This is a genomic window from Ferrovibrio sp. GW821-FHT12E11 (assembly GCF_058806975.1).
Genome location: NZ_JBXAQG010000001.1, coordinates 116,873 through 140,416, shown reverse-complemented (window position 1 = coordinate 140,416; position 23,544 = coordinate 116,873). Strand labels below are relative to the sequence as shown.

Here is a 23,544-nt window from a genome sequence, read left to right as displayed (position 1 = left end):
CCCCCAGCAGGGCAATGCTGAGGGGTCTATATGGAGTTCTTGAAATTCTACTCTCTCCAATTTCGGAGACAGCTTTAGTCGTATCTACCGGGGGTCAATTTAGTAGCACTATCCCGGAATAGCAATACACCCGACTACATGGTGGGGCTGCATGGAACGCATAGGGACCGCCTGACACAGTCGGCCCGCGTCCAACTCGGGGCTAAAACCAGATAGGATTTGTGGGTAGTGAAGTTGGACAGGTCATTGAAAACATTAGGGTTCGTTCTGTTTTCAAGACCGCTGCCTTAAACCACTCGGCCACCTGTCCGGCGGGCCGGTCATACGGCTGGGCGGCGGGCTCGTCAACCCGGAGCGACGGGGTGGGTGGAGATAGCCGGCCCGGTCCGGGCCAGCCGATCCCGGCGGGTTCAGGCGTCCTGACGAACCAGCCGCAGCAGGTCGAAATGTCTCGCCGCACCGATCTTGCGATACAGCGAGCGGCGCTGAACCTTCAGCGTGTTGACGCTGACGTCAAAGCGCGTGGCGATGTCTTTCAGCTGTCCGCCAATAATCAGGGCCTCGGCCAGACGCAATTCTGCCCTGGTCAGATTGTAGCCGGCGAGTGCGGCCTGGGCGGAGGCCACCGGTCGCACCATGGGGTCGGTGATTTCGATTGCGGCGGCGATCTGGTTGCCCTCGAAATGCGCATCGCGGCCGGTCACCGGAAAAATCCAGAGGCTGTATGGCAGGTTACCGTTTTGGCGCCGTATGGTCATGGTGCTGCTGGCGGGTAGGGCGCGCGGATCGCTGGCCATCGTGGTCTCGCTCTGGCAACTGCGGGCAATCAGTTGCCTCAGGCGTTGATCGTCTGCGTGATCGGGCACCAGAAGGCGGTTATGTGCACTGCTCAGGCCGTCGTTGAGGGCGAGGATGCGCTCGGCTTCGCGGTTCATGGATACGATGCGGCCATGCTGATCGACACAGATCAGGCCTTTGCCTTTGGCGTCGAGGTATTGCTGGCTGACATCTTCGTGGCGTCCCATGCCGATCAGATGCTCGCGGATACGATAGGCCAGTGCCAGATGCGGCAGCAGTCCCTGCATCGCATCGATCTCTGCCGTTTCGAAGGCGCCGACGCGTCGGGACCGATGCACGGCGATATAGGCTGCGGTTCCCGCGCTGACCTTGAACACTGAGCCAAGCAGATAGCGGATGTCGTAGTCGGCGAGATAGTCGTTACAGAATTCGCTCTTCTCGAATTCGCTGGCAGCAATCATGCGATTGCAGCTCAGGGCCCGCCCGATATTTTCGCGCCTGAACAGGATCGGCCGCAGCGGGCTGACCCGGCTGAAATGTGAGGTATAGCGGTCGTACCAACTGCGATCAAAGGCGCGACTGGTGTGTTGCACAACCGGTTTGCCAGTCTTGGCGTTGACCGTGGCCAGCGAGCAGTTCACGCCGTCGAAGGTGGCGTTCAGAATGCGCAGGAAATCGGCCCAGTGCCCGTATTCGATCGCGCCTGAATATAGGTGAGCCAGCAGGCGCGACTGCTCATCCGTTGAGATATGCCCCATAACCAGAACTCCGTCCAACGCTCAGCGAACAGAGTCCTGATCGATCTGCATGTTCGCGATTGATGACGCTGCCTGATCCCGACGCAGGCCGCATTGTGCATGCGGCTTTATTCCCCATCGGCGCATGCTGGCGGCTGTATAGTCGGATTGGGTTACGCGACCAAGGCTTTTCACGCCCTGCACATGTAACAGTTATTTCAGCGGCGCGATCCCGCTGCATAATCTGGAATCGTTCAAAGGATTATGGCGATTCCAGATGGATTGTATGGGTGCAATGTGCGCCAGAATGCGTAGCTGATCGCGATCAGCCCTTCGTTGCGACGGCACTGTCGTTTTGGCCGATCAGCTTTTCCAGGCGTTCGACAGCCATGCGCTGGGCCGAAATCTTGAGCGTTAGTTCCGCGATGGTTTTGCGCTCGGCAATGGATTGCTGCTCAAGGTCAGTAATTCTGCGGCCACGACGCTGCAATTCTGCGGCATTCCAGCCATAGGCGAGATTGTGGCGTTTATGCGCGGCCAGAACCTGCAGCAGCACGAAAGCAATGCCGGGAATGCCGATCAGGCAGAAGGAAACAATCAGGATAAAGGTCATCATGACGCGGCTCCGGCCCTGTGCTGAACGCGGACCTCATCAATAGGCGGCGGATGCAGGTTTTGGCAATACTGCATCGGTCGAAGGCCGGGACTTCGCTGCAAATCGGGAATTTTGATTGGATTTGGCGCGAAAAATAGCAACCGTAAATAGTATAAAGCCGGATCGCGCTATGGCTTCAGTGCGGGCCGGGCAGCACCAGGGCAACCGGTTTCTGTGGCAGAGTGGTGCGAGACACCACCGTGCTCGGACCGGCATTGAGCTTGATCTCATGGGTGGCGCGCAGCCGGGCCAGGAAGCGCTCAAGGGTGCTCTCGCTGAAGTAATGCATCGGGATCACCAGCGGTGCGGCGAGCTGGGTGATGACTTCCTGCATATCGAAAATGTTGAGCGTCAGGCCGCCATCGACGGGTACGAAAACCACATCGATACGGCCCAGATCGGACAGATGGCCCGGGGTCAGCTTGTGATGCAGATGGCCAAGATGCGCGATGCAAAGATCGGCGACGTCGAACACGAAAATAGAATTCCCATCGTATTCGGTGCCGTTGAAATTGCGGATGTTGGTCGGCACGTTGCGCACGCGCATATCCTTGTACTGAATATTGTGACGTGCCGGCTTGTCCTGGTAAGTCCAGCCGCGCAGGACATGGGTTATGCCCGGTTCCGGGTGATCGGTGAAATGCGTGGTATGAGCATAATTCATCGTCACGATGTCGGGCCGTACGGCAGGGCGGATATAGTCGTTGTAGTCGGTCGCGGCCGTCACACCCATGGGCGTCTCGATCAGGAAGGTGGCGTGGCCGACAAAAGTGATGCGCGTGCTGCTGGCGGGAGCCGCTGCCAGCCGCATGCTGGCCGGCATGATTTGTGGCCGCCGTTCCGACACTGCTCCCAGGCAGGCCGCCCAGGACAGGGCGGGCAGCAGGGTGGTTGCCAGGCTTGCGAAGGCAAGGAGCAGGGCGGGGCGGCTGAGCATGACGCTTACCTCATGATCTGGGGGGCACGATCCATTTGTTTTTTGGCACGTTGTTGCGGCGATCTTCACGATCGTCCTGGCGCCGGCCAGGGTGATCGGGATTGTTCCTGCGGCGTCGGTCCGGTCCGGCATAATCCTTCGATTTGATGAAGCGCCGGGGACGCTCCAGCAACGAAGCCAGACAGCGTAACATGACTTCGGGCTGGACCGGCTTCACCAGAAAGTCATCGACACCGGCATTATGCGCTTCGGCCACCCGGTCGGGTTCGGCATGGGCCGTGATCATCACGATGGGGACATTCGGATTGCCCAGTCCGTCAGGTTGCCGGATCATCCGCACCAGCATCAGGCCATTGACGATGCCAAGCTGGAAATCGCACAGGATCAGGTCGAAGGCGCTCTGTTTCAGGGCTTCGATTGCGAGCGACATGTTCGGGGCAAGCGTGATCTTGCTGAAGCCAAGCGCCTGCAGGATGGCATTGAGCGTTGCCGCAGCGGGCGGATGATCCTCGATCAGCAGGATGCGGGCGCGCAGGTATTCTGTTTTCATGGTTCCGTTCGCATTACAGGAACCACGGCTCTTCCGGTGGCGAGGGCGCAAGTCTCGAATCGCCGCGCCGGCGCGCCAGGATGCCCTCGCGTTGCTGCTGCCTGCGGTCAGGCCCGAAATAGCTTTTGGTATCAACGAAGGGGCGGGCGCGCCCGAGGACAGACTGAATGGTGCCGTACAGCATATGGGCGCTGACCGGTCTGGACAGAAGCTCATTGATACCGGCCGCCCGGATCATGGCATAGCGCTCGGGTGGCATTCTGCCGGCGATCATGATGATCGGAGTGTAGCGGTTGGTCAGGCGGTTATCGCGTCGCACGGCTTTCACCAGGGACAGACCGTTGATGGTGCCGAGACTGAAGGCGCAGAGCATTAGATCGTAAAGCCGACCGGTCTTGAGCAGTTTGACCGCGCCGGGCGCATCGGACACGTGGTCGATCCGCAAGACTCCAAAGCCTTGCAGGATGCCGCTCAGGATCTCGGTCTGGGCCGGATCGCTTTCCACGATCAGAATCTTAAGTCTGCGAAAGTCGAGTGCCACGGGTTGCCTTGAGATCAGGTCATGTCGACCCTGATATTAGCCATGCGGCGGCGGTGCCGGAAGCTGCAATCCGCATGTCGACCCGGAATCGGGGCCGGCATCACTCCCACTGATCCGACGGATCGGTATCGCTTTTGCCACGATCGCCCTCGCGGCGCCCCTGCAGTCCCGGCTCATTGCGCCGCCGGCGGTCAGGTCCGAAATAGGCCCTGGTTTCGATAAAGGCCCGCGGGTTCTTGAGGATGGTCTCGATGGCGCGCAGCAGGGTTGGCGGATCGATCGGCTTCCCGAGGAAATTGTTCACGCCGGCTTCGCGCGCGGCAATGATGCGCTCGGGTTTGGTGTCGCCGGTGATCATGATAATCGGCATGTAGCGGTTGGTCAGCTGGTTGTTGTTGCGTACGATCTTGACCAGCGACAGCCCGTTGATTTCGCCGAGATTGAAATCACACAGCATCACATCATACAAAATGCCGGTCTTGAGATGGCGCACGGCCGCGGCAACGTCATCGGCACGGTCGATATGGCGCACGCCGATGGCTTGCAGCATGGCGATCAACGCCAGAGCATGGGCGTCATGATCTTCGACCAGCAGGATTTTCAGCTTCTCGTAACTTAACGACACCCTGCGGCCCCCGACCCAAACTACTGGGTGATTTTAAACAGGCCGTGGCAATGCGTATAGCCCAATTTAGGATTGCCATCAGCGGCGGCAGAGCGGCAGCTCGTTCGTCAGCAGGTTGCCCTGGAGCTTGGAGTAATATTTAAAGCCCGGCCACTTTTCCTTCTTGATGCGATCGATGATGTCATAGGTACTTTTGCAGACGCCTTCATTGGTCTGCAGCGGCTTCATGGTCGCAACGGCGGCGTCGGTCTCCCATTGCTGGGACTGAACGCGATTCGGATAGATGCGGGACAGGGCCTGGCGCCGCAGGTCGACGGCGGCTTTCAGGCGGTCGGTATTGTCGCGGTCGAAGGTGTACCAGTCATCAAGATAGGCCTGTCCCGCGGGGTCGACCTGGGCGCAGCGGCGCAGGATTTCGCGCAGCTGAATGCCGGTGCGGACTTCCGCTTCCGCCTCAGCTTCCTTCTTGGTGAAGCAGGCGGCATTGCTGGCGCCGGCGCGGGTGTTGTTCTGGCCTTGCGACCAGGCCGGCATGGCAACGATCAGCAGGGCGAACAGCAACAGAAAGCGCGTCATCATCACAATACTCATACCATCCGTTCGGGCAGGACAGGCAGTGGACCATCATCGGCCATGGCCAGGACAGCGGCGATAAAGGCGCCAGGGTTCTCGATGCCGCCGAATTGCAGCAGCATTGTGGCTTTATCCTGCATGGCGGCATCATCCAGCGGATTTTCCGGATCCCCGAAGGCATCGACCCGCTCGGCGGCCAACAGGCTGCCATCGTCAAGACGGATGCTGACCCGGGCGCCCCAGGCGCGCGGGTAGCGGTCGACGAACGGCGCCGTCGCCTCAATGGTGACTGCGGCCGTATATGGCGCCAGGCGTGCCCGGGCCGTGGGATCGAAGCTGCTGAAATCCACCTTGCCATCCTGCACGGCTGCGGCTGCCGTATGCTGCAGCGAAAACTTGGCCGCATACTCGCTGTCTGGTGCCGGGCGGTCGCAGACATCCAGCGCCGCCTGATAGGTGGCGACATGGATATGCTCGACCTGCCGGTTGCCGACCTGGCCGGCCAGTTCGATGGCGGCGTCGATGGTCGGGTGGGTGTGGCGGCAGCAGGGCCAGGGCTTGATCGAGGTCTGGCGCAGTTGCCATGGCGCGCCGGCTTCGGCCAGCACGCGCTCGGGCTGTGCATCGGTGCAGGTGGCTTTGAAAAACCCCTTTTCGCCTTCCAGGATGCGCGGCGGGCCGGAAAAACCGCGCGCCGCCAGATCGGCAGCCAGCAATCCGGCTTCGGCGGCACGCCCGGCATGCAGATGCTTGCTCATCGCGCCGGTATCGAGGAACTGCCACAAGCCCGATGACTGCGTGCCGGCATTGCCCAGCGCATCCGTCATGGCGGCGTGATCGAGACCGAGCAGATCACCGGCGGCATAGGCGGAGCCAAAGGGGCCGCAGGTGGCGGTGTTGTGCCAGATCCGGTAATGCGCGGGGCCGACCGCCATGCCGATACGACAGCAGGCTTCGAAGCCGCGCAGAACGGCAGCAAGAAAGGCGCGACCGCCGATGCCGCGGCGATGCGCCAGGGCATAGGCGGCAGGCACCACAACGCAGCCGGGGTGCACAACCGATGCCCGATGCAGGTCGTCGACTTCCAGAATATGCGTCAGGCCACCCAGCAGCAGGGCCTCGCGTCCCGAAGTGAGCGCTTCGGCGGCCGCCCATTCCAGCAGAATACGGCCCGGCTCGGTGTTGCGTCCGGCCAGGGCATTGGCCAGGGCGTCCAGCGTGAACAGCGCAGCGCTGCGATAATCCTCGACCGCGATCGGCTTGGCGGCGATCAGGGCGGCAAGGTGGCCGGTGAGGGAAAGCGGTGGAATGGCGGTCATGTCCGGGACTGTGGCGGGCTGTGCGGAAAGGGTTTAACCCAAATTTATCACTGGGCAGGCAGAATCCCACCCTCGTTTCCGCTCCCCATCGAATGCCTCCATGATGCAGGTTCTTTCCGTATTCGCCAATCTGGGCAGTCTGCTGTTCGGCCTCTTGCTGCTGGCGCTGCCGTTATCGTGGTGGAGCCGCAGCCGGCGGTTCGGTATCGGACTGGGTGGCCTGTTGCTGACCGGTATTCTGGTGCTTGGCGCGTTACCATTACAGGACTGGCTGCTGCGACCGCTGGAGGATTATTTCCCGGTACCGGATCTGCCGCCGCATGTTGATGGGATCATCGTGTTGGGCGGCTCGGAGCGACCGCGGATCATGGCCGCGCGTGGCTGGCCGGAACTGAACGGCAATGCGGATCGGCTGGTGGCGTTTGTTGCCCTGGGCCGCCGCTATCCGGAGGCGAAACTGGTCTTCACCGGCGGCGGTGCGGCACCTGCTCCCGACGACGGGGTCACCGAAGCTGATGTTGCGGCCCGTGTATTCGATCTGCTCGGATTCGATGCTTCGCGGGTGGTCTTTGAGCGGACATCGCGCAACACCATGGAAAACGCCCGGAACTCGGTCGGGCTGGTCCAGGTCCAGCCGGGCGAGACCTGGCTGCTTGTCACCTCCGCCTCGCATATGCCGCGTGCCGTGAACTGTTTCACGGCGGTTGGCTGGCCGGTTCTGCCCTATCCGGTGGATTTCGCGACCGGCCGGGCACAGGATCGCGATTTCGCGCCGTTTCGCAATCTCGCCGCCCTGAATGGCCTGAGCAAAGAATGGCTGGGCCTGATCGGTTACCGGATTATGGGGTATACCAATGATTTCCTGCCCCCGCGCAGGATGGATGCACAGAAACCGTGAATTATCACAGTTTGGCACTGGCGGTGGCGGTCCTGGCAGGTTAATGCCTTGAACGTCTTGCAGATTACGGATTCGGAGGGTTAGCGATGCGGCGGTTGCGGCTTGGCGCAGTTTTGCTTGGTTTCTGCCTGGTCGCGGCCTGTGGCATCCGGCCGTCCGGTCAGCCACGGGAAGGCGCGGCGGCGCAGACGCCGCCGGCTGCAGCACCTGTCGCAGCACCGGTGACGGCCAGCAATGTGCCTGCTCCGGCGGCGCCCCCTGCGACACCGACCGCCAATGCAGAACCGATTGCGCCGTTCAATCGCACCGATTTCGAAGCGTTCCTTGCCGAGGTGCGGACCGAAGCCCTGCAGAAGGGCATCAAGAGCGACGTGGTGAAACAGGCGCTGACCGGCGTCGAGCCGATCATGCGCATCATTGAGCGTGACCGTAACCAGGCCGAATTCAAGCTCAGCTTTGCCACCTATCGCGACCGTGTCATCACGCCGACGAATGTGGCGCGTGGCCAGAAGCTGCGGGATGACCACCAGGTGCTGCTGCGCCAGGTGGCCCAGCGCTATGGCGTACAGCCGCGTTTCATTCTGGCGATCTGGGGCATCGAAACGCGCTACGGTGCGGTAAAGGCGGATGTGCCGCTGGTGCACTCGCTGGCGACGCTGGCCTTCGACCGCCGCCGGTCCACCTATTTCCGCGGCGAGCTGTTCGCGGCGCTGACCATGCTTGATCGCGGCTATATCGATTTCCCCACCATGAAGGGGTCGTGGGCCGGTGCCATGGGGCAGCCGCAGTTCATGCCGACCAGCTATCTGTCCTATGCCGAGGATTTCGACGGCGATGGCAAGCGCGACATCTGGAACAATACCGGCGATGTCTTTGCCTCCATCGGCAACTATCTGGCCAAGCATGGCTGGAGCACGAATCAGACCTGGGGGCGCGAGGTGCGGATTTCCCCCGACCTGCAGAAGCGGCTGGGAGAATTCGCCCGCGAGGGCCGTTCCGGCTGTCGGGCCATCGACCAGATGACCCGCGACATGCCCCTGGATGACTGGAGTCGACTGGGGGTGCGGCGGGCTGATGGCGGGGAACTGCCCAAAGCCCAGCAGTCAGGTGCTCTGGTTCAGCCGGATGGGGCCGGGGGACCGACCTTCCTGGTCTATGGCAATTACCGCTCGGTGCTGCGTTACAACTGCGCCCATCACTACGCTTTGACTGTCAGCCTGCTTGCCGATCGCCTCGGCGACAGTTAATATACGCAACATCTAGACCATGAAGCGCCGTCGGCACGCCATCCCTTGCTCTACCGGGGGGGTCAAGGGGGACTCCCGGACCGCCTGGCAGAGGTATGCCCGCCTCGTGGCCGTTGCCCTGATGGGGCTGGGTCTGACAGCCTGCGCCGAGACCAAGCTGTTCAATCATACCGCCAAGTCGATCATGCGGACCGACCAGCCTGGCGGTGGCCCATCCACAGCGGGCAAAGGCGGCATCTACAAGGTGGGGAATCCTTACCAGATCAATGGCGTTTGGTATTACCCGAAAGAAGACCCGAATTACGACGAAACGGGCATCGGGTCCTGGTATGGCGAGCAGTTCCACGCCAAGACCACCGCCAATGGCGAAACCTTCGACATGAATGACGTGACGGCGGCGCATCCGACATTGCCGATGCCCTCGCTGGTGCGCGTCACCAATATGGAAAACGGCCGCACCATCGTTGTGCGCGTCAACGACCGCGGTCCCTATGTGAACGGTCGCGTGATCGATCTGTCGCGCCGCAGCGCGCAACTGCTGGGCTATGACCGCCAGGGCACCGCCAAGGTGCGGGTGCAGTATGTCGGCCCCGCGCCGTTGCCGGGCGATTCCGGCAGCACCATGGTGGCGTCGCGCAGTGTTGGCGGCGACGAGCGCCCGAGCGCTGCGCCACGTGGCGGTGTCCAGGCCGAGGCCCTGCCGCCGCCGCCGGGCGCCAAAGGCCGCAGTGGCGACGTGGTGCAGACTGCGCCGGCGCAGCCGTCGCCCATGCAGATTCTGTCGGCGCAGAATGCCAGCCAGGCTCCCCAGGGCGCGCAGACCAAGGTTGGCGATGTGGTTGCGGTGAACGACCTGTCGCAGCAGAAGGTCGAGGTCGGCCCGGCCCGTGGCGGCCAGATTTACGTTCAGGTCGGCGCTTTCACCCTGCATGAGAATGCCCATAAGCTGGCGGCGCAGCTGTCGCTGATCGGCCCGACCGGCGTCAGTTCGACATTCGTGAACAAGCAGGAATTTTTCCGCGTCCGCCTCGGACCCTTCAACCATGTCTCCGCTGCTGACCAGGCTTTGCAGCAAGCGATAAATAACGGACAGAGCAATGCGCGTATCGTTGTCGATTAAGTCTTTTGTCGCGGCGGTTGCCGTAGCGCTGGTGCTGGGCCTTGGCGTGGCTCCGGCCAGGGCACAGCTCGGCCAGGTCGAGACGGTCGCGCGCCAGATGCTGCTGATCGACTACGACACTGATACGGTGATCTTCGAGAAGAATGCCGACGAGCTGATGCCGCCGTCGTCGATGTCGAAGCTGATGACCGCCTTCATGGTGTTCGAACAGCTGCAGGCCGGCAAGCTGCGTATGGACGACATGCTGCCGGTCAGCGAAAAGGCCTGGCGCATCCAGGGTTCCAAGATGTTTGTGCCGATCGGCGGCCGCGTGAAGGTGGAAGACCTGCTGCGCGGCATGATCATCCAGTCTGGCAACGATGCCTGTGTCGTGCTGGCCGAAGGTGTTGCCGGCACGGAAGAGCGCTTCTCCGAACTGGCGACCGAGCGTGCGCGCCAGCTGGGCATGAAGAACAGCACCTTCCGTAATGCCTCAGGCTGGCCCGATCCGCAGCATATGATGACGACGCGGGACTTGGCCATCCTGGCCAAACAGCTGATCTCGCGTTTCCCCCAGTATTACCATTTCTACTCCGAGAAGGAGTTCACCTACGGTATCGACCAGGTGACCAAGAAGCCGATCACCCAGGGCAACCGCAATCCGCTGCTCTACAAGGATGTCGGCGCCGATGGCCTGAAGACCGGCCATACCGATGCGGCCGGTTATGGTCTCACCGTGTCGGCCAAGCGTGGCGAGCGCCGGCTGATCCTGGTGGTGAACGGCCTGAAGAGCATGAACGAGCGTTCGCGCGAGTCCGAGCGTCTGCTTGAGCTCGGTTTCAGCCAGTTCGACAATTACAGGCTGTTCACCGCCGGTGCGACGGTCGACGAGGCCGACGTCTGGCTCGGCGAGGCCCCGCGCGTGCCGCTGGTGATCGAAAAGAGCCTGGCGCTGACGCTGCCGCGCCAGAGCAAGGCCGGCGTCAAGGTCACGATCTCTTACGACAATCCGATTCCGGCACCTGTCGTGAAGGGCACGCCGGTTGCCAAGCTGGTGGTGGCCAACAAGGATGCCACGCTGATGGAAGTGCCGCTGGTTGCCGGCGCCGATGTGCAGCAGCTCGGCTTCACCGGCCGTATCAGCGCTGCGGTCAGCTATCTGCTCTGGGGCGCGAAGAAGCAGTGACCGCAAGTCCCAGTCGCTTTCCGGGGCGCTTCATCACGCTGGAAGGTGGCGAGGGCGCCGGCAAGTCGACCCAGGCAAAGCGCCTGTCGGCAAAGCTGGCGGAGCATGGCATCGAAACGGTGCTGACTCGCGAGCCGGGCGGCACGCCCGGCGCCGAGGCGATCCGCACGCTGCTGGTCACCGGCGATCCCGACCGCTGGGATGCCATGACCGAAACCCTGCTGCATTATGCGGCCCGTCGCGCCCATGTGGAGAAGACGGTGAAACCGGCGCTGGCGCGTGGCGCCTGGGTGATTTCCGACCGCTTTGCCGATTCAACCATGGCCTATCAGGGCTATGGCGGTGCCGTGGGGCGCGATACGATCGCCGCCCTGCACAAACTGGTGCTTGGCGACTTCGCCCCGGATTTGACCTTGGTGCTGGACCTGCCGGTCGATATTGGTCTCTCTCGCGCGAAAGCACGCATGCAGGGACAGACTGTGGCGGAAGACCGCTATGAGCGCATGGGCCATGAATTCCACGAAACCCTGCGCCGGGCTTTCCGCGATATCGCCACCCGCGAACCGCAGCGCTGCCGTGTGGTGGATGCCAGCGGCGATGCGGATCAGGTGGCCGCTGCGCTCTGGCAGGCGGTTGCTGCACAGTTTACCCTGACGCCATGAGTGGCTTCGATCCGCAACAGGCGGCCTCCTGGGGGCCGCGCCACAATGCTGCGCTGTTCGGCCATGCCGCGGCGGAGAAAACGCTGCTGGATGCCTGGGCATCCGGCCGGCTGCCGCATGCCTGGATGATTACCGGTCCGCGCGGTGTGGGCAAGGCGACGCTGGCGTTTCGTTTCGCCCGTTTCCTGCTCGCCACCGGTCCGGTATCCGCAATCGACAGTGGCCCGAGCCTGTTCGGCGACGCGCCGGTACTGCCCGAGAGCATTGCCGTGCCGGAGGAGAATCCGGTGTTCAGCCGTGTGGCCAATGCCGGCCATGCCGATCTGATCACGGTGGAGCGCAGTTACGACGACAAGGCCGATCGCTGGCGCGGCGATATTGTCGTGCAGGATATCCGCGCCGTGATCGACCGTTTCGCCATGACGGCAGCGGAGGGCGGTTATCGCGTCTGTATTGTCGATGCCGCCGATGACATGAACACCAATGCGGCGAATGCGCTGCTGAAAATTCTGGAAGAACCGCCACCAAACGCCGTGCTGCTGCTGGTCAGCCATGCGCCCGGCGGTCTGCTGCCGACCATACGCTCGCGCTGTCGCCGGCTGCCGTTGAAAGCCCTGGACGAGGCCGACCTGATGCCGGCGCTGGACCGGCTGCTGCCCGATCTGGATCCGGGCGAACGCCGTGGTTTGGCTGTGCTGGCCGAAGGCGCGCCGGGCCGCGGCATGATGCTGGCCGGGCAGGGAGGGTTGAAGCTGTTGCATGGCTTGCTGGACATGGTCGGGCAGTTGCCCAAACCCGATATCGCCAAGCTGCACGCCTTCGGCGATGCGCTGAATCGCGACCGCAGCGGGGCGGGCTTCCAGTTGATGACCGACCTGTTTCGCTGGTGGCTGGCCCGCCTGATGCGCGCGGCTGCAGCCGGCCGGATCGGTGGTAGTGGCTGGACCGAGATTTTCCCGGGCGAAACCGCCCTGGCGCAACGACTGGCGCAATGGCAGGGTCCGGACCGCTGGGCGGAGGACTGGGAAACCATCGGTCGCTTGCTCGACCGCGGGGAATCGGTCAATCTCGACCGCAAGCAGATGCTGCTGAACCTGTTCGCAGCACTGGCGCGGTCTGCAGCCGCGCGTTGATACGAAGTTTTTTTGGGCAGGGGGATTTTATGGCCAAGGCCGCCGCAGGCGCCAATACGCCCGACAGTCTGGAAAAGATCGACCTGCTTGCCGATCTCAGCCCGGCTGCGCGCGCGGATGTGGAGCGTGCCTGCCAGTGGCGTCGCTTCGCCGCCCACGAACAGATTCTCGACCGCAACAGCGACAGTCGCGATGTCTACTTCGTCGTCGACGGCACGGTTGAGGTGGTGAACTTCTCCGGCAATGGCCGCGAGATTTCCTACGCCCTGGTTTCGGCCGGCAGTTATTTCGGCGAGATCGCCGCCATTGATGGCGAGCGCCGCTCAGCCAGCGTGGTGGCGCAGACCACCTGCCGCCTTGCCGCCTTGCCGCCGAAGGCTTTTGAAGCGCTGCTGGCACGCGAGCCGGCGGTCGGTCTGAAAGTGATGCGCCGTCTCACCAGCATCATCCGTGCCAATAACGAACGCATCATGGATCTGGCGACACTGGGCGCCATTCAGCGCGTGTATCGCGAATTGCTGAAGCTGGCGCGCAAGGACCCGTTGAACAACGACGGCTGGATGATCTATCCGATGCCCAAGCAGCATGAAGTTGCCCGTCGCGCCGCCACCACGCGTGAAACAGTGGCGCGTGTGCTGGCCAACCTGCTGCATGGCGGTCAGGTCACCCGCAAGGATAAGACCTATTACCTGACCGACCGCGCAGCTCTGGAACAGGCAATCCAGCGGCTGGATGTACGCCAGGGCGGCCACGGCCTGGCGTAACGCCGGGCACCTGTTCCTTCAAAATACAAGTTGCTGCATTGCGGGGGCTCGCGGGGCCTCCGTTTCTGCGTTGCCCTGACATATGAGATAGGAGATAGTGACAGTGCCGTGGACAGGCGCGCGAACAAACGACGCGTCGACGTGGCACAGGAAACGCCAATCAGCAGGAGGGTAACCCATGCGTGGGTTCAAGGCATTCGTCACGAGTCTCGTCGCCGGCGCGGCATTGCTGGCAGCAGTCGGCGCGCAGGCCGCCTATCCGGATCGTCCGATCACCCTGATCGTGCCCTGGGGCGCCGGTGGCGGCACCGATGCGACGGCGCGCATCATCGCCAGCCTGATGGAAAAAGAGATCGGCCAGCCGGTCAATGTGGTGAACCGGACCGGCGGCAGCGGTGTGGTGGGGCATGCCGCCATCGCCCAGGCGCCGGCCGATGGCTACACCATCGGTCTGATCACCGTCGAGATCGCGATGATGCACTGGCAGGGTCTCACCGAGCTGAACCCGACGTCCTATACCCCGATCGCACTGGTCAATGCCGATCCGGCCGGTGTGCAGGTTGCCGCCGATGCGCCGTATAAAACCGTGAAGGAACTGCTGGCCGCCGTGAAGGCGAACCCGGGCAAGTTCAAGGCTTCGGGCACCGGGCAGGGTGGCATCTGGCATCTCGCCATCGCAGGACTGCTCAAGGATCAGGGCATCGACCCGTCCACCGTCGGCTGGGTGCCGAGCAACGGTGCGGCGCCCGGCCTGCAGGACATGATCGCCGGTGGCGTGCAGATCGCGCCGGTTTCGCTCCCCGAGGCCCGCGCGCTGATCGAAGCGGGCAAGGTGAAAAGCCTGGCCATCATGGATCCGAAGCCATCGGCCCTGTTCCCCAATGTGCCGACACTGAAAGCGGAAACCGGTAGTGACTGGACCATGGCCGCCTGGCGTGGCATCGCGGCGCCGAAGGGGCTGCCAAAAGATGTGGCCGACAAGCTGACGACCGTCGTGAAGAAGGTCTACGACAGTAAAGAGTATCAAGACTTCATGGCGCAGCGCGGCTTCGGCATCATCTGGGCTGGCCCGGAGGACTATGCCAAGTTCATGGCCAAGTCGGATGCCGATCTCGGCGCTGTGATGAAAGCGGTTGGCATCGCCAAGTAAACGCGATCGAACAGATGGTGCGCCGGCGCGACAAAGATTCGCGCCGGCGTTTCTTTCCGTCAAACAGGTAATCCCGCATGCGTATTCATGATGCTCTCAGCGGCGCTCTGCTGGCTATTCTCGCCATCGCCATTCTGATCACGGTCAGTCAGTATCCACCGATCCCCGGTCAGAATATCGGCCCCTCAGCTTTTCCCGGCCTGCTGGCCGTTCTGCTGCTGGGCTGTTCCCTGGCATTAATTTGGCGCGGATTTCGTGCCGAACGCCAGCCGCTGGTGCTGCTCGGCGCCTGGATGCGTTCACCGCACCATGCCGTGAACTTCCTGCTGATCGTGGCCGCGCTGCTCTTCTATATTTTTTGTGCGGATACACTAGGGTTTATTCTCTGTGGCATCGGAATCCTGAGCACCCTGTTCTACAGCCTGCGGGTCCGGCCGCTGTTGATTCTGCCGATTGCAATTGGCGTAACGCTGGTCATCCACACCATCTTCTACAAATTCCTGCGCGTGCCTCTGCCATGGGGCTGGCTGCAGGGTATTAGCTGGTAGGAGGCCCGCATGCTGCAGCATACGATGATGGCCTTCCAGCTGGTGTTCGATCCTTACGTCCTGATGGTCATTCTCTGCTCGGCCATATTCGGCCTGGTGGTGGGGGCCATTCCGGGCCTGACCGCGACCATGGCGACGGCCCTGCTGGTGCCGATCACCTTCTTCATGCCGCCGGTGCCGGCGATTGCGGCGATCGTGACCGCAACAGCCATGGCGATTTTCTCCGGGGATATTCCCGGTGCACTGCTGCGCATTCCGGGCACACCGGCATCCGCCGCCTATACCGATGAAGCCTATCAGATGACGCTGAAAGGCCAGGCCGAGGTGGCGCTTGGCGCCGGTCTGGTGTTTTCGGCCATTGGCGGACTGTTCGGAACCGCAGTTCTGATCACGGCCGCGCCGGCCCTGGCGGAAATTGCCCTGAAGTTTTCGTCCTTCGAATATTTCTGGCTGGTCGTGCTTGGACTTGCCGGCGCTGTCTTCATTGGCAGCAGCAGCGTCCTGAAGGCCTGTATCTCGCTGCTGATCGGCCTGCTGGTCTCCTGTGTCGGCCTCGACAATCCGGGCGGCTATCCCCGCTTTGCCTTTGGCAATACCGAATTGATGGGGGGCGTGAGCCTGATCCCGATGATGGTTGGCATGTTCGCCGTTTCGGAAATCCTGCGCTTTGTCGTGAACATGGACCCGCCAGCCCGTCCGCCGACCAAACGACTGGGCAATGTCTTTGCCGGCATGTGGGGATTGCTGGTGAAGTATCCCGGCGCGTTGCTGCGCGGCAGCGTGCTGGGAACGATCATCGGCATCCAGCCCGGTTCCGGCGCCGATATGGCGTCATGGATGTCCTATGCCATGAGCAAGAAGTTTTCCAAGGAACCAGAGAAGTTCGGCACCGGCCATGTCGAAGGGATTGTGGAGTCCGGCGCCGCGAATAACAGCTCTCTGGCCGGCGCCTGGATCCCGGCGCTGGTGTTTGGCATTCCGGGCGACTCCATTACGGCGATTGCCATCGGTGTGCTGTATCTGAAGGGACTCAATCCCGGTCCGACATTGTTCCTGCACAATCCGGAAAACGTTTACGCGATCTTCCTGGTGTTCATCCTGGCCAATATCATCATGGTGCCGCTGGGCTGGGCAACGATCCGGCTGGCCACCAACATCCTGCGCGTTCCGGGAAACATCCTGATGCCGGTGATCCTGCTGTTCTGCATGGTCGGCGCCTTTGCTATCAACAACACCGTGTTCGGTGTTCTGATTGTCCTAGTCTTCGGTGTACTTGCCTATGTGATGGAGGAAAACGGATTCGCGGTTGCGCCGGCGATTCTGGGTGTGGTGCTGGGCACCATGCTGGAGGAAACCTTCGTTACGTCGATGATCAAGGCCGATGGCAACCTGATGGTCTTCCTGGAACGGCCGATCTCGGCTGGCCTGGGCGTTGCCACATTCGTCATCCTGTTCTGGCCGGTCGGCAGCTGGCTGGTGCGGCGTTTGCGGGCTAGGCCGGCGCTCTGAGTACGGTTGCGCGCCGGCCGCGCCACCAGACCGTGAGCCGGAGAATGATCGCCGCGATCACCAATACCACAGGCAGCCAGTAAAGCGGCATGTCGGGCGTGCGCTTGCCGAAGGTGACGATGAACGACAGCGCGATATACCAGGCGCCGCACCAATGCAGGATGCGCCAGTTGCGGGCGCCCAGCCAGCGTGCGGCGCGGTCGAACGACGTGGCTGCCATCAGGATGATGAACAGATAGGCCGAGCCGCCGCTGATCAGCGTGCCCGTCGTGGTCATCTGGCTGAACTGTTCCGGATCCAGGCGGGCAAAGGCGATGATCGCAATGGCATGAATGCCGTGAGATACGGCAAAGCTGACGCCGAGATAGCGTCGGTTGCGGCGTAGCCAGCGTGTAAGGTTGCTTGGCCACAGAGCGACAAGCGCCGAGGCCGCAAAGACCGGCAGGAACAGGGCCAGTGAACTGCGTGCCGTGGCGCGGATCACCAGTCGGATGCCGTCAACTGAGAAATGCTCACCGGCAAATAGACCAAGGGCCATGGCAACCAGCAGGATCGAGATGGTGCCGGTCAGTTTCCAGCCATTGAGGTAGTGCGTCATGCCGCCGGGCCTCCCTGTTGAGCCGGCACGATCCTTCTGCCGCAATGGCCGGTCTGGCAAGTGACGGCCATTACAGCCGGCAGCGGGTCACAGGGACGTGATGAAATCCGTCAAGGCACGATTGAAGACGTCGGGTGTTTCCAGATGCGGGCTATGACCAGCCTGGTCGATGCAGACGCGCCTGGAGTTTTTGATGTTGGCCGCGATCCACTGGCTGACGGCGGGTTCATAAAGCTGGCTCTCGCCCCCGTGCAGGATCAGGACAGGCAGAGACAGGCGGGGCAGAAGCCCCCGATAATCCTGTCTGGCCATCGAATCCCAAAGAGCAGCCATGGCGTGGCCATCGTTGTGCGCGATTTCACCGCCGATCCAGTCTATCAGATCCGGCGGTAGATGATGGTGGCGGGCAAACAGCCTGGGCATGGCCTGCTGCGCGTAGGTCGCCCAGTCGGCGCGCATCGCCTGCGTGGCAACATTGCTTTGCGTCAGGTCGAAGCCGTTGCGAATCCCAAAGCGCCAGTCGGGCGCACCGGTTATCCGTACGGTCATATCCTCGATCACCAGTCCGGCCAGTCTGTCTGTGCCATGCCGGCCGATATAGTCCAGCGCCACCATGGCGCCCATCGACCAGCCGATCAGGACGGCATTCTGCAGATTGCGGGCGGCGAGAAGGTGATGCAGTTCATCCGCGATGCGCGGAATCGTTAGGGCTTCCGGCGCGGCTGGACTGTGACGATGGCCTGGCAGGTCGGGCAGCAACAGATGATAGCTGTTGGCCAGATGGTCGGTCTGGGGCGAGAAATAGCCGCCGTGACTGGACCAGCCGTGCAGAAAAATCAGCGGCTGGCCCTGGCCGGCTTCATCGACATGCATGACGGTCAGGCCCCGACATCCAGTGCCAGCACCAGCGCGCGTCCCCGGCAGATCACCTGGCCGGTTGCATCCACGCAGATGGTTGCCAGATCGACCAGATTCTTGTCCGGACGCAGGCGGGTGATCTCGACGGTGGCCGTCAGTTCCGTATCAAGCGCGGCCGGTCGTTCGAATTGCATATCCTGCTTGAGGTAGTTGGTGCCGAATCCCGGCAACTCAACGCCCAGCAGGTAGGAAAACAGGGCGCCGATCAGCGGCTCCGGCACAGCCTGCAGTCTGACACTGTCATCCCCGGCCAGATTCTGGAAGCGGGCGGCGTCTTCGGTGGTAAAGCGGCGGCGGATTTCAGCCTTCTGCCCCACCTGCATACCCTTATGTATTTCAGTCGTCATGACAGGGCGATCTCCGTCTGACCGTCCAGGACCACGGCATTATCCGAAACCCGGGTGACGATTGTCGCCAACACGCAGCATTCTCCAAGCCGTTCGACCTCGGTCAGGGAGAAGCGATGTGCTTCGCCGGCATAGGCGGGGTTGGGGAACATCAGACTCTGGCTGGTCTGGCGGGCACCGGGATAGTGCTTTTGCACCAGCCCCCAGAGCACGGTGTACAACAGCATGCCATGGCTGACCGTGCGGCCAAACCGCGTACGGGCCGAAAATACCGCATCGACATGGATCGGATTGTTGTCGCCGCTGACGGCGGCGAAGACATCGAATTCGTTCTGACTCAGGCTGCGCTCGATACTGATAGTCATACTGTTCACGACTGGGAAAACGACTGACGCAGGATGTGCTTCTGCACCTTGCCGGCCGCCGTGCGTGGAAAATCGGTGATAATGCGAAAGTGTTTGGGCACCTTGTAGGCCGCAAGATTCTGGCGACAGAAGCTGCGCAGGGATTCGGCATCCAGGCTGGCGTCGGGTTGCGGCAATACATAGGCACAGCCGACTTCACCCCATTTCTCGTCCGGCACACCGATCACCGCGCATTCCAAGACACCGGTGGCCTTGTACAGCACGATCTCGACTTCGGCCGGATAAACATTCTCGCCGCCGGAAATGAACATGTCCTTGATCCGGTCGACGATGTAGTAGTAGCCATCGCCGTCGCGCCGCGCCACATCGCCGGTGCGCAGCCAGCCATCGCGAGTGAAGGCGGCTTTCGTTGCGGCTTCGTTATTCCAGTAGCCCGGCGTCACGCCAGGACCGCGTATCTGCAGCTCACCGGTCGCCTCGTCCGGTAGTGGTGCATCACGATCATCCACCAGACGCACCTCGGCCAGGATCTGGGGTTTGCCGACCGAGCCGATCTTGCTTTCCGCATGAGCGGTATCCATCAGGAATACTGTCGGCCCGGTTTCTGTCATGCCCATGCCATTGCAGACCCTGACGCCGCGGGCAGCAAAAAGGCTGATAAGTGGGGCGGGCAACGGTGCTCCGCCGCAACCCCAGGACCGGACCTTCGACAAATCGGCACGGGCAAAGGCCGGATGCAGGCTGAGGGCCTGGTAGATGGCCGGTACGCCGAAAAAGGCCGTGCAGTCGCCGGCCTTCAGCGCTGCCATTACCGGAGCGATATCGAACTTGCGCAGCACCTTTACATGGCCACCCTGCATCAGGACGGGCAGGGTGTGCAGGTTTATGCCGGCGGTATGGAACAGCGGCAGGAAGTTGAGGGTGGTGTCCCGCGAGGTCAGGTCGATGGCCTGGCCGATATTGATGGCATTGGCGTATGCCATACCCGGCGTCTGGATCACGGCCTTGGGCGTGCCGGTGGTGCCGGAGGTATAGAGCATGTACCAGACGCGATCGCTCGGCCAGGCCGTATCGAAACGCACCGGCGGTGTGGCGGCCACCGCCATATCGTAATCAGCAAAGGACAGCAGCCGCAGATCGAGACCGGCGGCCAGCGCCGCATGCTCTGCATCGTGGATCAGCAGCTTCGGGGTGGAATCCTGCAGTACCGGTCGCAACTCCGGTGCCGGTTGCCGCCAGTTGAGCGGCACCAGCACGGCGCCCAGCTTGCCGCAGGCAAACAGGATTTCGAAAAAGCGCGCGTTGTTCAGGCACAGAATGGCAATGCGGTCGCCACTGACAATGCCGGATTGCTGCAGCCATGCGGCGAAGCGGCTGGCGCGATCGTCCAGATCGGCATAGCTCAGCCGGCGCCCATCATTGCTGTCGGTAAAGGCGATCCGGTCCGGTGTGAGTTCGGCGCGGCGGGCGGCGATATCGAAAACGAACTGCATGGCTGTTACGCTGTCCTGGCCAGAAAATGGGTCATCCCGGATTCGGCCTCGTCGCTGTCGCTTTGCTCTGCGAACTGATGCAACTCGGCCTCCAGGTCGGCGGCGTAATCCGGTCGTAACAGCGTCTTGGTGCGCCGGATACTGCTCGATTGCTTTGTCAGCAGCCTGTCCAGCCAGGCGTCGATTACGGCATCCAAGGAATCCGCCTCGGCCAATGCGGTCGCCAGCCCCAGTTGTACGGCCTCGGCGGCTGTAACGCGGCGGTTCAGCAACTGGATCTCCCGGGCGCGGGCCTGGCCGATACGAGCGGGCAGCAGGGCGGTCCAGCCACCATCGGGGCTGAAGCCCACCTGTGTGTAATACGGCTGGATGAAGGCTGCAGGCGTCATCGCGACCAGATCGCAGGCCAGGACAAAGCCAAGCGATCCACCGGTCACCGGCCCCTGTACGCGGCCGATCATCGGAATTGGCAGATCAAACAGCGCCTGTATGGCGCGGTTGAGCGAACCGACAACAGCTTCGGCATAAGCGCGACGCTGACCGCGCGGCTGCGCATGGAACCCGGCGATATCGCCACCAGTGGAAAAGCTGGGGCCAGCAGCCTGCAGCACCACAGCACGAAGCTGGGGCAGGGCGGCGATGCGGGCGAGGTCGGCATTCAGGCTGTCGAGCAGCGCCGGGATCAGGCTGTTATGTCGCTCCGGCCGGTTGAGCGTCAGTCGGGCCACCGGCCCGTCGATCTGCAGCAGGGTGAGAGTCATGGTCGGCGTGGTGGCTCGGCAACGATGCCATGGGCAACCATGGCGGTTGCGACATCGACGATGGGATCCAGCGGCGCTTTCGGGTCCCACAGGCCGTAACGCTGGCCGAGGAAAACCGCTATCCCCATAAGCATCCAGGCGCGGACTTCGGTCGCATGGCTGTTTTTGCCCGGTGCGATTTCACCGCGTTTCTCGGCTGCCGAGAGTGCGATGCGATAGGATTTGGCAAAGTCGGTGTAATACTGCCGATAAACCTTTTCGTCGACGAACTGCGACTCTTCCACCACCTTGTAGAGATCGGGGTTGCGGCGCACGAAGCCCAGAAAGGCATGCAGACCCTGCCGCTCGGCTTCAATGCGGCTCACGGCTTTTTCTGTGGCCTCGGTCAGATGATGGCGCAGCATGCGGCCCATATCGAGGACCAACTCGCGCATCACGTCTTCCTTGCTGCGGAAGTAGATATAGAAGGTGCCCTGGGCGACGCCGGCCTCGGAGGTGATTGTGGCAATCGAGGCTTCGGCAAAGCCACGCCGTCCGATTTCGCGCTTGGCGGCGTCGAGAATCTTGCGGCGGGTCTGTTCGCCGCGGCCGGTTTTCGGCAGCGGCAATGCACGTTTCCTCGGGTTCATGTGCGGCATGAATCTTTTGTGTCGTTATCCTCCGGAGGCGTCGTAACGGGTTTTCCGGCCCAAGGGCGGGAATCCAGCTTGACGGCTTCCGGCACTGAGAGTACGAATCTATGAAACATGAATCAACTGTCATGTTTGCGGATCGTCCAGCGGGCGCGATCTGCCACCGGCACCGGGGATCACCCGGGCCATGAAGAGGGAGGAGCCGATGTCGCACAAGCTGCATATCCGTACGCATGCCTGTACTCGCGTCTCCATCGTCATGTCCGCATCGTCGAAGGGAGAGAATACATGCAGCGCGTGATCAAGACGGCGGGTCTGGCCGTCGCACTGACTGCCGGGCTGGCGCTGTCAGCACAGGCCGCAGATCTGAAGATTGCCCTGATTACCAGCAAGACCGGTCCGCTTGAAGCCTATGCCAAGCAGACCGAGACCGGCTTCATGATGGGCCTGGAATATATGACCAAGGGCACGATGACCTGGCAGGGTCGCAAGATCCAGGTCCTGCTCAAGGACGACCAGCTCAAGCCCGATCTGGCCAAGTCGCTGCTGGAACAGGCCTATGCCGATGACAATGTCGATCTCGCGGTCGGCACCACGGGTTCGGGCGGCGCGCTGGCCATGCTGCCGGTTGCCGAAGAACACAAGAAAATCCTGATCGTCGAGCCCGCCGTGGCCGATGCGATCACCGGCGAGAAGTGGAACAGGTATATCTTCCGGACCGGCCGTAATTCCACCCAGGATGCCTATGCCGGCGCTGCCGCTTTCCCGATCTCCGGTGAAGTCAGCATCGCCACACTGGCGCAGGACTATGCCTTTGGACGTGACGGCGTGAAGGCGATGAAGGACGCGCTGGGCCAGTTGCGCCCGAACGTTAAGGTCGTGTTCGAGGAATACGCTCCGCAGCAGACCACCGACTTTACCGCTTCGGCGCAGCGCCTGTTCGACGCATTGAAGGACAAGCCGGGCAAGCGCGTCATTGCGATCATCTGGGCCGGCCCGCATCCGCTGCCCAAGATCGCCGATCTGAAGCCCGAGCGCTTCAACATCGAGATCGCGCCGGGCGGGAACATCCTGCCGGTGATGAAGGGCTATAAGCCCTATCCGGGCATGGAAGGCGCCGTTTATTATTACCATGACTTCCCGAAGAATCCGGTGAACGACTGGTTCGTGGCCGAGCACAAGAAGCGTAACAACGGCGCGCCGCCGGACTTCTTTACTGCAGGCGGTTTCGCGGCCGCTTCGGCGGCACTGACCGCCGTGCAGAAGGCGGGCGGCACCAATACCGAAAAGCTGATCGCTGCCATGGAAGGCATGGTCTTCGACACCCCGAAGGGCACGATGCTGTTCCGCAAGGAAGATCATCAGGCGCTGCAGCAGATGTATCACTTCAAGGTCAAGAAGGACGGCAAGGACGACAACGACCTGCTCGACCTGGTGCAGACCATCCAGGAATCGGCGATGCCGCTGCCGATCCGCAACAAACGCTAACACTGCGAAAC

The 23,544-nt window shown here is 62.1% G+C and carries 26 protein-coding genes; 11 read left to right on the top strand and 15 right to left on the bottom strand.

Features of this window, described 5'->3' with window-relative positions; genetic code table 11:
* Positions 1 to 410: 410 nt before the first annotated feature.
* The 8 genes from AC1ROT_RS00730 to AC1ROT_RS00695 all read right to left on the bottom strand — a co-directional run bounded on the left by AC1ROT_RS00730 (position 411) and on the right by AC1ROT_RS00695 (position 6,735).
* Positions 411 to 1,556, bottom strand: coding sequence for a helix-turn-helix transcriptional regulator (locus AC1ROT_RS00730; protein WP_492996867.1), 1,146 nt, complete (start codon positions 1,554 to 1,556; stop codon positions 411 to 413).
* Between the two features lie 304 nt (positions 1,557 to 1,860).
* Positions 1,861 to 2,151: a hypothetical protein gene (locus AC1ROT_RS00725; RefSeq protein WP_492970612.1), complete on the bottom strand. Its 291-nt coding sequence runs from the start codon at positions 2,149 to 2,151 to the stop codon at positions 1,861 to 1,863.
* Positions 2,152 to 2,326: 175 nt separating this feature from the next.
* Complete coding sequence (locus AC1ROT_RS00720; protein ID WP_492996866.1) at positions 2,327 to 3,127, bottom strand: MBL fold metallo-hydrolase; 801 nt, start codon at positions 3,125 to 3,127, stop codon at positions 2,327 to 2,329.
* Positions 3,128 to 3,137: 10 nt separating this feature from the next.
* Entirely contained in the window at positions 3,138 to 3,677 is a 540-nt protein-coding gene (locus AC1ROT_RS00715) for a response regulator (protein WP_492970614.1), read from the bottom strand.
* Positions 3,678 to 3,690: 13 nt separating this feature from the next.
* Positions 3,691 to 4,182, bottom strand: a complete 492-nt coding sequence (locus AC1ROT_RS00710) for a response regulator (RefSeq protein ID WP_492996865.1) — start codon at positions 4,180 to 4,182, stop codon at positions 3,691 to 3,693.
* A gap of 136 nt (positions 4,183 to 4,318) precedes the next feature.
* Positions 4,319 to 4,843 carry a response regulator gene (locus tag AC1ROT_RS00705; protein ID WP_492970616.1) on the bottom strand — a complete coding sequence of 175 codons (525 nt, stop codon included), beginning with the start codon at positions 4,841 to 4,843 and terminating at the stop codon, positions 4,319 to 4,321.
* A 78-nt stretch (positions 4,844 to 4,921) separates the two neighbouring features.
* Entirely contained in the window at positions 4,922 to 5,422 is a 501-nt protein-coding gene (locus AC1ROT_RS00700) for a hypothetical protein (protein ID WP_492970617.1), read from the bottom strand.
* Positions 5,423 to 5,430: 8 nt separating this feature from the next.
* The gene (locus AC1ROT_RS00695) at positions 5,431 to 6,735 is read right to left on the bottom strand and encodes an MmgE/PrpD family protein (protein WP_492996864.1); all 1,305 of its coding nucleotides are present in this window, start codon (positions 6,733 to 6,735) and stop codon (positions 5,431 to 5,433) included.
* Positions 6,736 to 6,889: 154 nt separating this feature from the next.
* Here AC1ROT_RS00695 and AC1ROT_RS00690 point away from each other — a divergent pair, with 154 nt between their 5' ends.
* The 10 genes from AC1ROT_RS00690 (at position 6,890) to AC1ROT_RS00645 (ending at position 16,931) form a co-directional block, all read left to right on the top strand.
* Positions 6,890 to 7,633 (top strand): YdcF family protein, encoded by a 744-nt coding sequence (locus tag AC1ROT_RS00690; protein ID WP_492996863.1) that lies wholly within the window; start codon positions 6,890 to 6,892, stop codon positions 7,631 to 7,633.
* An 86-nt stretch (positions 7,634 to 7,719) separates the two neighbouring features.
* Positions 7,720 to 8,880: a lytic murein transglycosylase gene (locus tag AC1ROT_RS00685; protein WP_492996862.1), complete on the top strand. Its 1,161-nt coding sequence runs from the start codon at positions 7,720 to 7,722 to the stop codon at positions 8,878 to 8,880.
* 106 nt (positions 8,881 to 8,986) lie between these two features.
* Entirely contained in the window at positions 8,987 to 10,000 is a 1,014-nt protein-coding gene (locus AC1ROT_RS00680) for a septal ring lytic transglycosylase RlpA family protein (RefSeq protein ID WP_492996861.1), read from the top strand.
* The gene (locus AC1ROT_RS00675; protein WP_492996860.1) at positions 9,990 to 11,165 is read left to right on the top strand and encodes a D-alanyl-D-alanine carboxypeptidase family protein; all 1,176 of its coding nucleotides are present in this window, start codon (positions 9,990 to 9,992) and stop codon (positions 11,163 to 11,165) included. The genes AC1ROT_RS00680 and AC1ROT_RS00675 overlap by 11 nt, the downstream gene beginning before the upstream one ends.
* Positions 11,162 to 11,827 carry a dTMP kinase gene (gene tmk, locus AC1ROT_RS00670; protein ID WP_492996859.1) on the top strand — a complete coding sequence of 222 codons (666 nt, stop codon included), beginning with the start codon at positions 11,162 to 11,164 and terminating at the stop codon, positions 11,825 to 11,827. Before AC1ROT_RS00675 ends, tmk begins: the two co-directional genes overlap by 4 nt.
* On the top strand, positions 11,824 to 12,960 hold the full coding sequence (locus tag AC1ROT_RS00665) for a DNA polymerase III subunit delta' (RefSeq protein WP_492996858.1): 1,137 nt from the start codon (positions 11,824 to 11,826) through the stop codon (positions 12,958 to 12,960). Before tmk ends, AC1ROT_RS00665 begins: the two co-directional genes overlap by 4 nt.
* Positions 12,961 to 12,989: 29 nt before the next feature.
* Positions 12,990 to 13,724, top strand: coding sequence for a Crp/Fnr family transcriptional regulator (locus tag AC1ROT_RS00660; protein ID WP_492970625.1), 735 nt, complete (start codon positions 12,990 to 12,992; stop codon positions 13,722 to 13,724).
* A 178-nt stretch (positions 13,725 to 13,902) separates the two neighbouring features.
* Positions 13,903 to 14,874 carry a tripartite tricarboxylate transporter substrate binding protein gene (locus AC1ROT_RS00655; protein ID WP_492970626.1) on the top strand — a complete coding sequence of 324 codons (972 nt, stop codon included), beginning with the start codon at positions 13,903 to 13,905 and terminating at the stop codon, positions 14,872 to 14,874.
* Positions 14,875 to 14,951: 77 nt separating this feature from the next.
* Positions 14,952 to 15,422, top strand: coding sequence for a tripartite tricarboxylate transporter TctB family protein (locus AC1ROT_RS00650; protein ID WP_492996857.1), 471 nt, complete (start codon positions 14,952 to 14,954; stop codon positions 15,420 to 15,422).
* Between the two features lie 9 nt (positions 15,423 to 15,431).
* Positions 15,432 to 16,931 (top strand): tripartite tricarboxylate transporter permease, encoded by a 1,500-nt coding sequence (locus AC1ROT_RS00645; protein WP_492970628.1) that lies wholly within the window; start codon positions 15,432 to 15,434, stop codon positions 16,929 to 16,931.
* Here the strand turns inward: AC1ROT_RS00645 and AC1ROT_RS00640 are convergent.
* The 7 genes from AC1ROT_RS00640 to AC1ROT_RS00610 all read right to left on the bottom strand — a co-directional run bounded on the left by AC1ROT_RS00640 (position 16,915) and on the right by AC1ROT_RS00610 (position 22,042).
* Entirely contained in the window at positions 16,915 to 17,529 is a 615-nt protein-coding gene (locus AC1ROT_RS00640) for a ferric reductase-like transmembrane domain-containing protein (protein ID WP_492996856.1), read from the bottom strand. The two genes, AC1ROT_RS00645 and AC1ROT_RS00640, sit on opposite strands and share 17 nt — an antisense overlap.
* An 87-nt stretch (positions 17,530 to 17,616) precedes the next feature.
* A complete protein-coding gene (locus AC1ROT_RS00635) occupies positions 17,617 to 18,402 on the bottom strand; it encodes an alpha/beta fold hydrolase (protein ID WP_492996855.1) in 786 nt (261 codons plus the stop codon).
* A 5-nt stretch (positions 18,403 to 18,407) separates the two neighbouring features.
* Positions 18,408 to 18,794: a hotdog family protein gene (locus tag AC1ROT_RS00630; RefSeq protein WP_492996854.1), complete on the bottom strand. Its 387-nt coding sequence runs from the start codon at positions 18,792 to 18,794 to the stop codon at positions 18,408 to 18,410.
* Complete coding sequence (locus AC1ROT_RS00625; RefSeq protein WP_492970633.1) at positions 18,791 to 19,159, bottom strand: MaoC/PaaZ C-terminal domain-containing protein; 369 nt, start codon at positions 19,157 to 19,159, stop codon at positions 18,791 to 18,793. The genes AC1ROT_RS00630 and AC1ROT_RS00625 overlap by 4 nt, the downstream gene beginning before the upstream one ends.
* A gap of 5 nt (positions 19,160 to 19,164) precedes the next feature.
* Entirely contained in the window at positions 19,165 to 20,652 is a 1,488-nt protein-coding gene (locus tag AC1ROT_RS00620) for an acyl-CoA synthetase (protein WP_492996853.1), read from the bottom strand.
* Positions 20,653 to 20,657: 5 nt separating this feature from the next.
* The gene (locus AC1ROT_RS00615; RefSeq protein WP_492996852.1) at positions 20,658 to 21,413 is read right to left on the bottom strand and encodes an enoyl-CoA hydratase/isomerase family protein; all 756 of its coding nucleotides are present in this window, start codon (positions 21,411 to 21,413) and stop codon (positions 20,658 to 20,660) included.
* The gene (locus AC1ROT_RS00610) at positions 21,410 to 22,042 is read right to left on the bottom strand and encodes a TetR/AcrR family transcriptional regulator (protein WP_492970636.1); all 633 of its coding nucleotides are present in this window, start codon (positions 22,040 to 22,042) and stop codon (positions 21,410 to 21,412) included. The genes AC1ROT_RS00615 and AC1ROT_RS00610 overlap by 4 nt, the downstream gene beginning before the upstream one ends.
* Before the next feature lie 291 nt (positions 22,043 to 22,333).
* On the opposite strand from AC1ROT_RS00610, the gene AC1ROT_RS00605 reads away from it, so the two are divergent.
* Positions 22,334 to 23,533 carry a substrate-binding domain-containing protein gene (locus AC1ROT_RS00605; protein ID WP_492996851.1) on the top strand — a complete coding sequence of 400 codons (1,200 nt, stop codon included), beginning with the start codon at positions 22,334 to 22,336 and terminating at the stop codon, positions 23,531 to 23,533.
* Positions 23,534 to 23,544 lie beyond the last annotated feature (11 nt).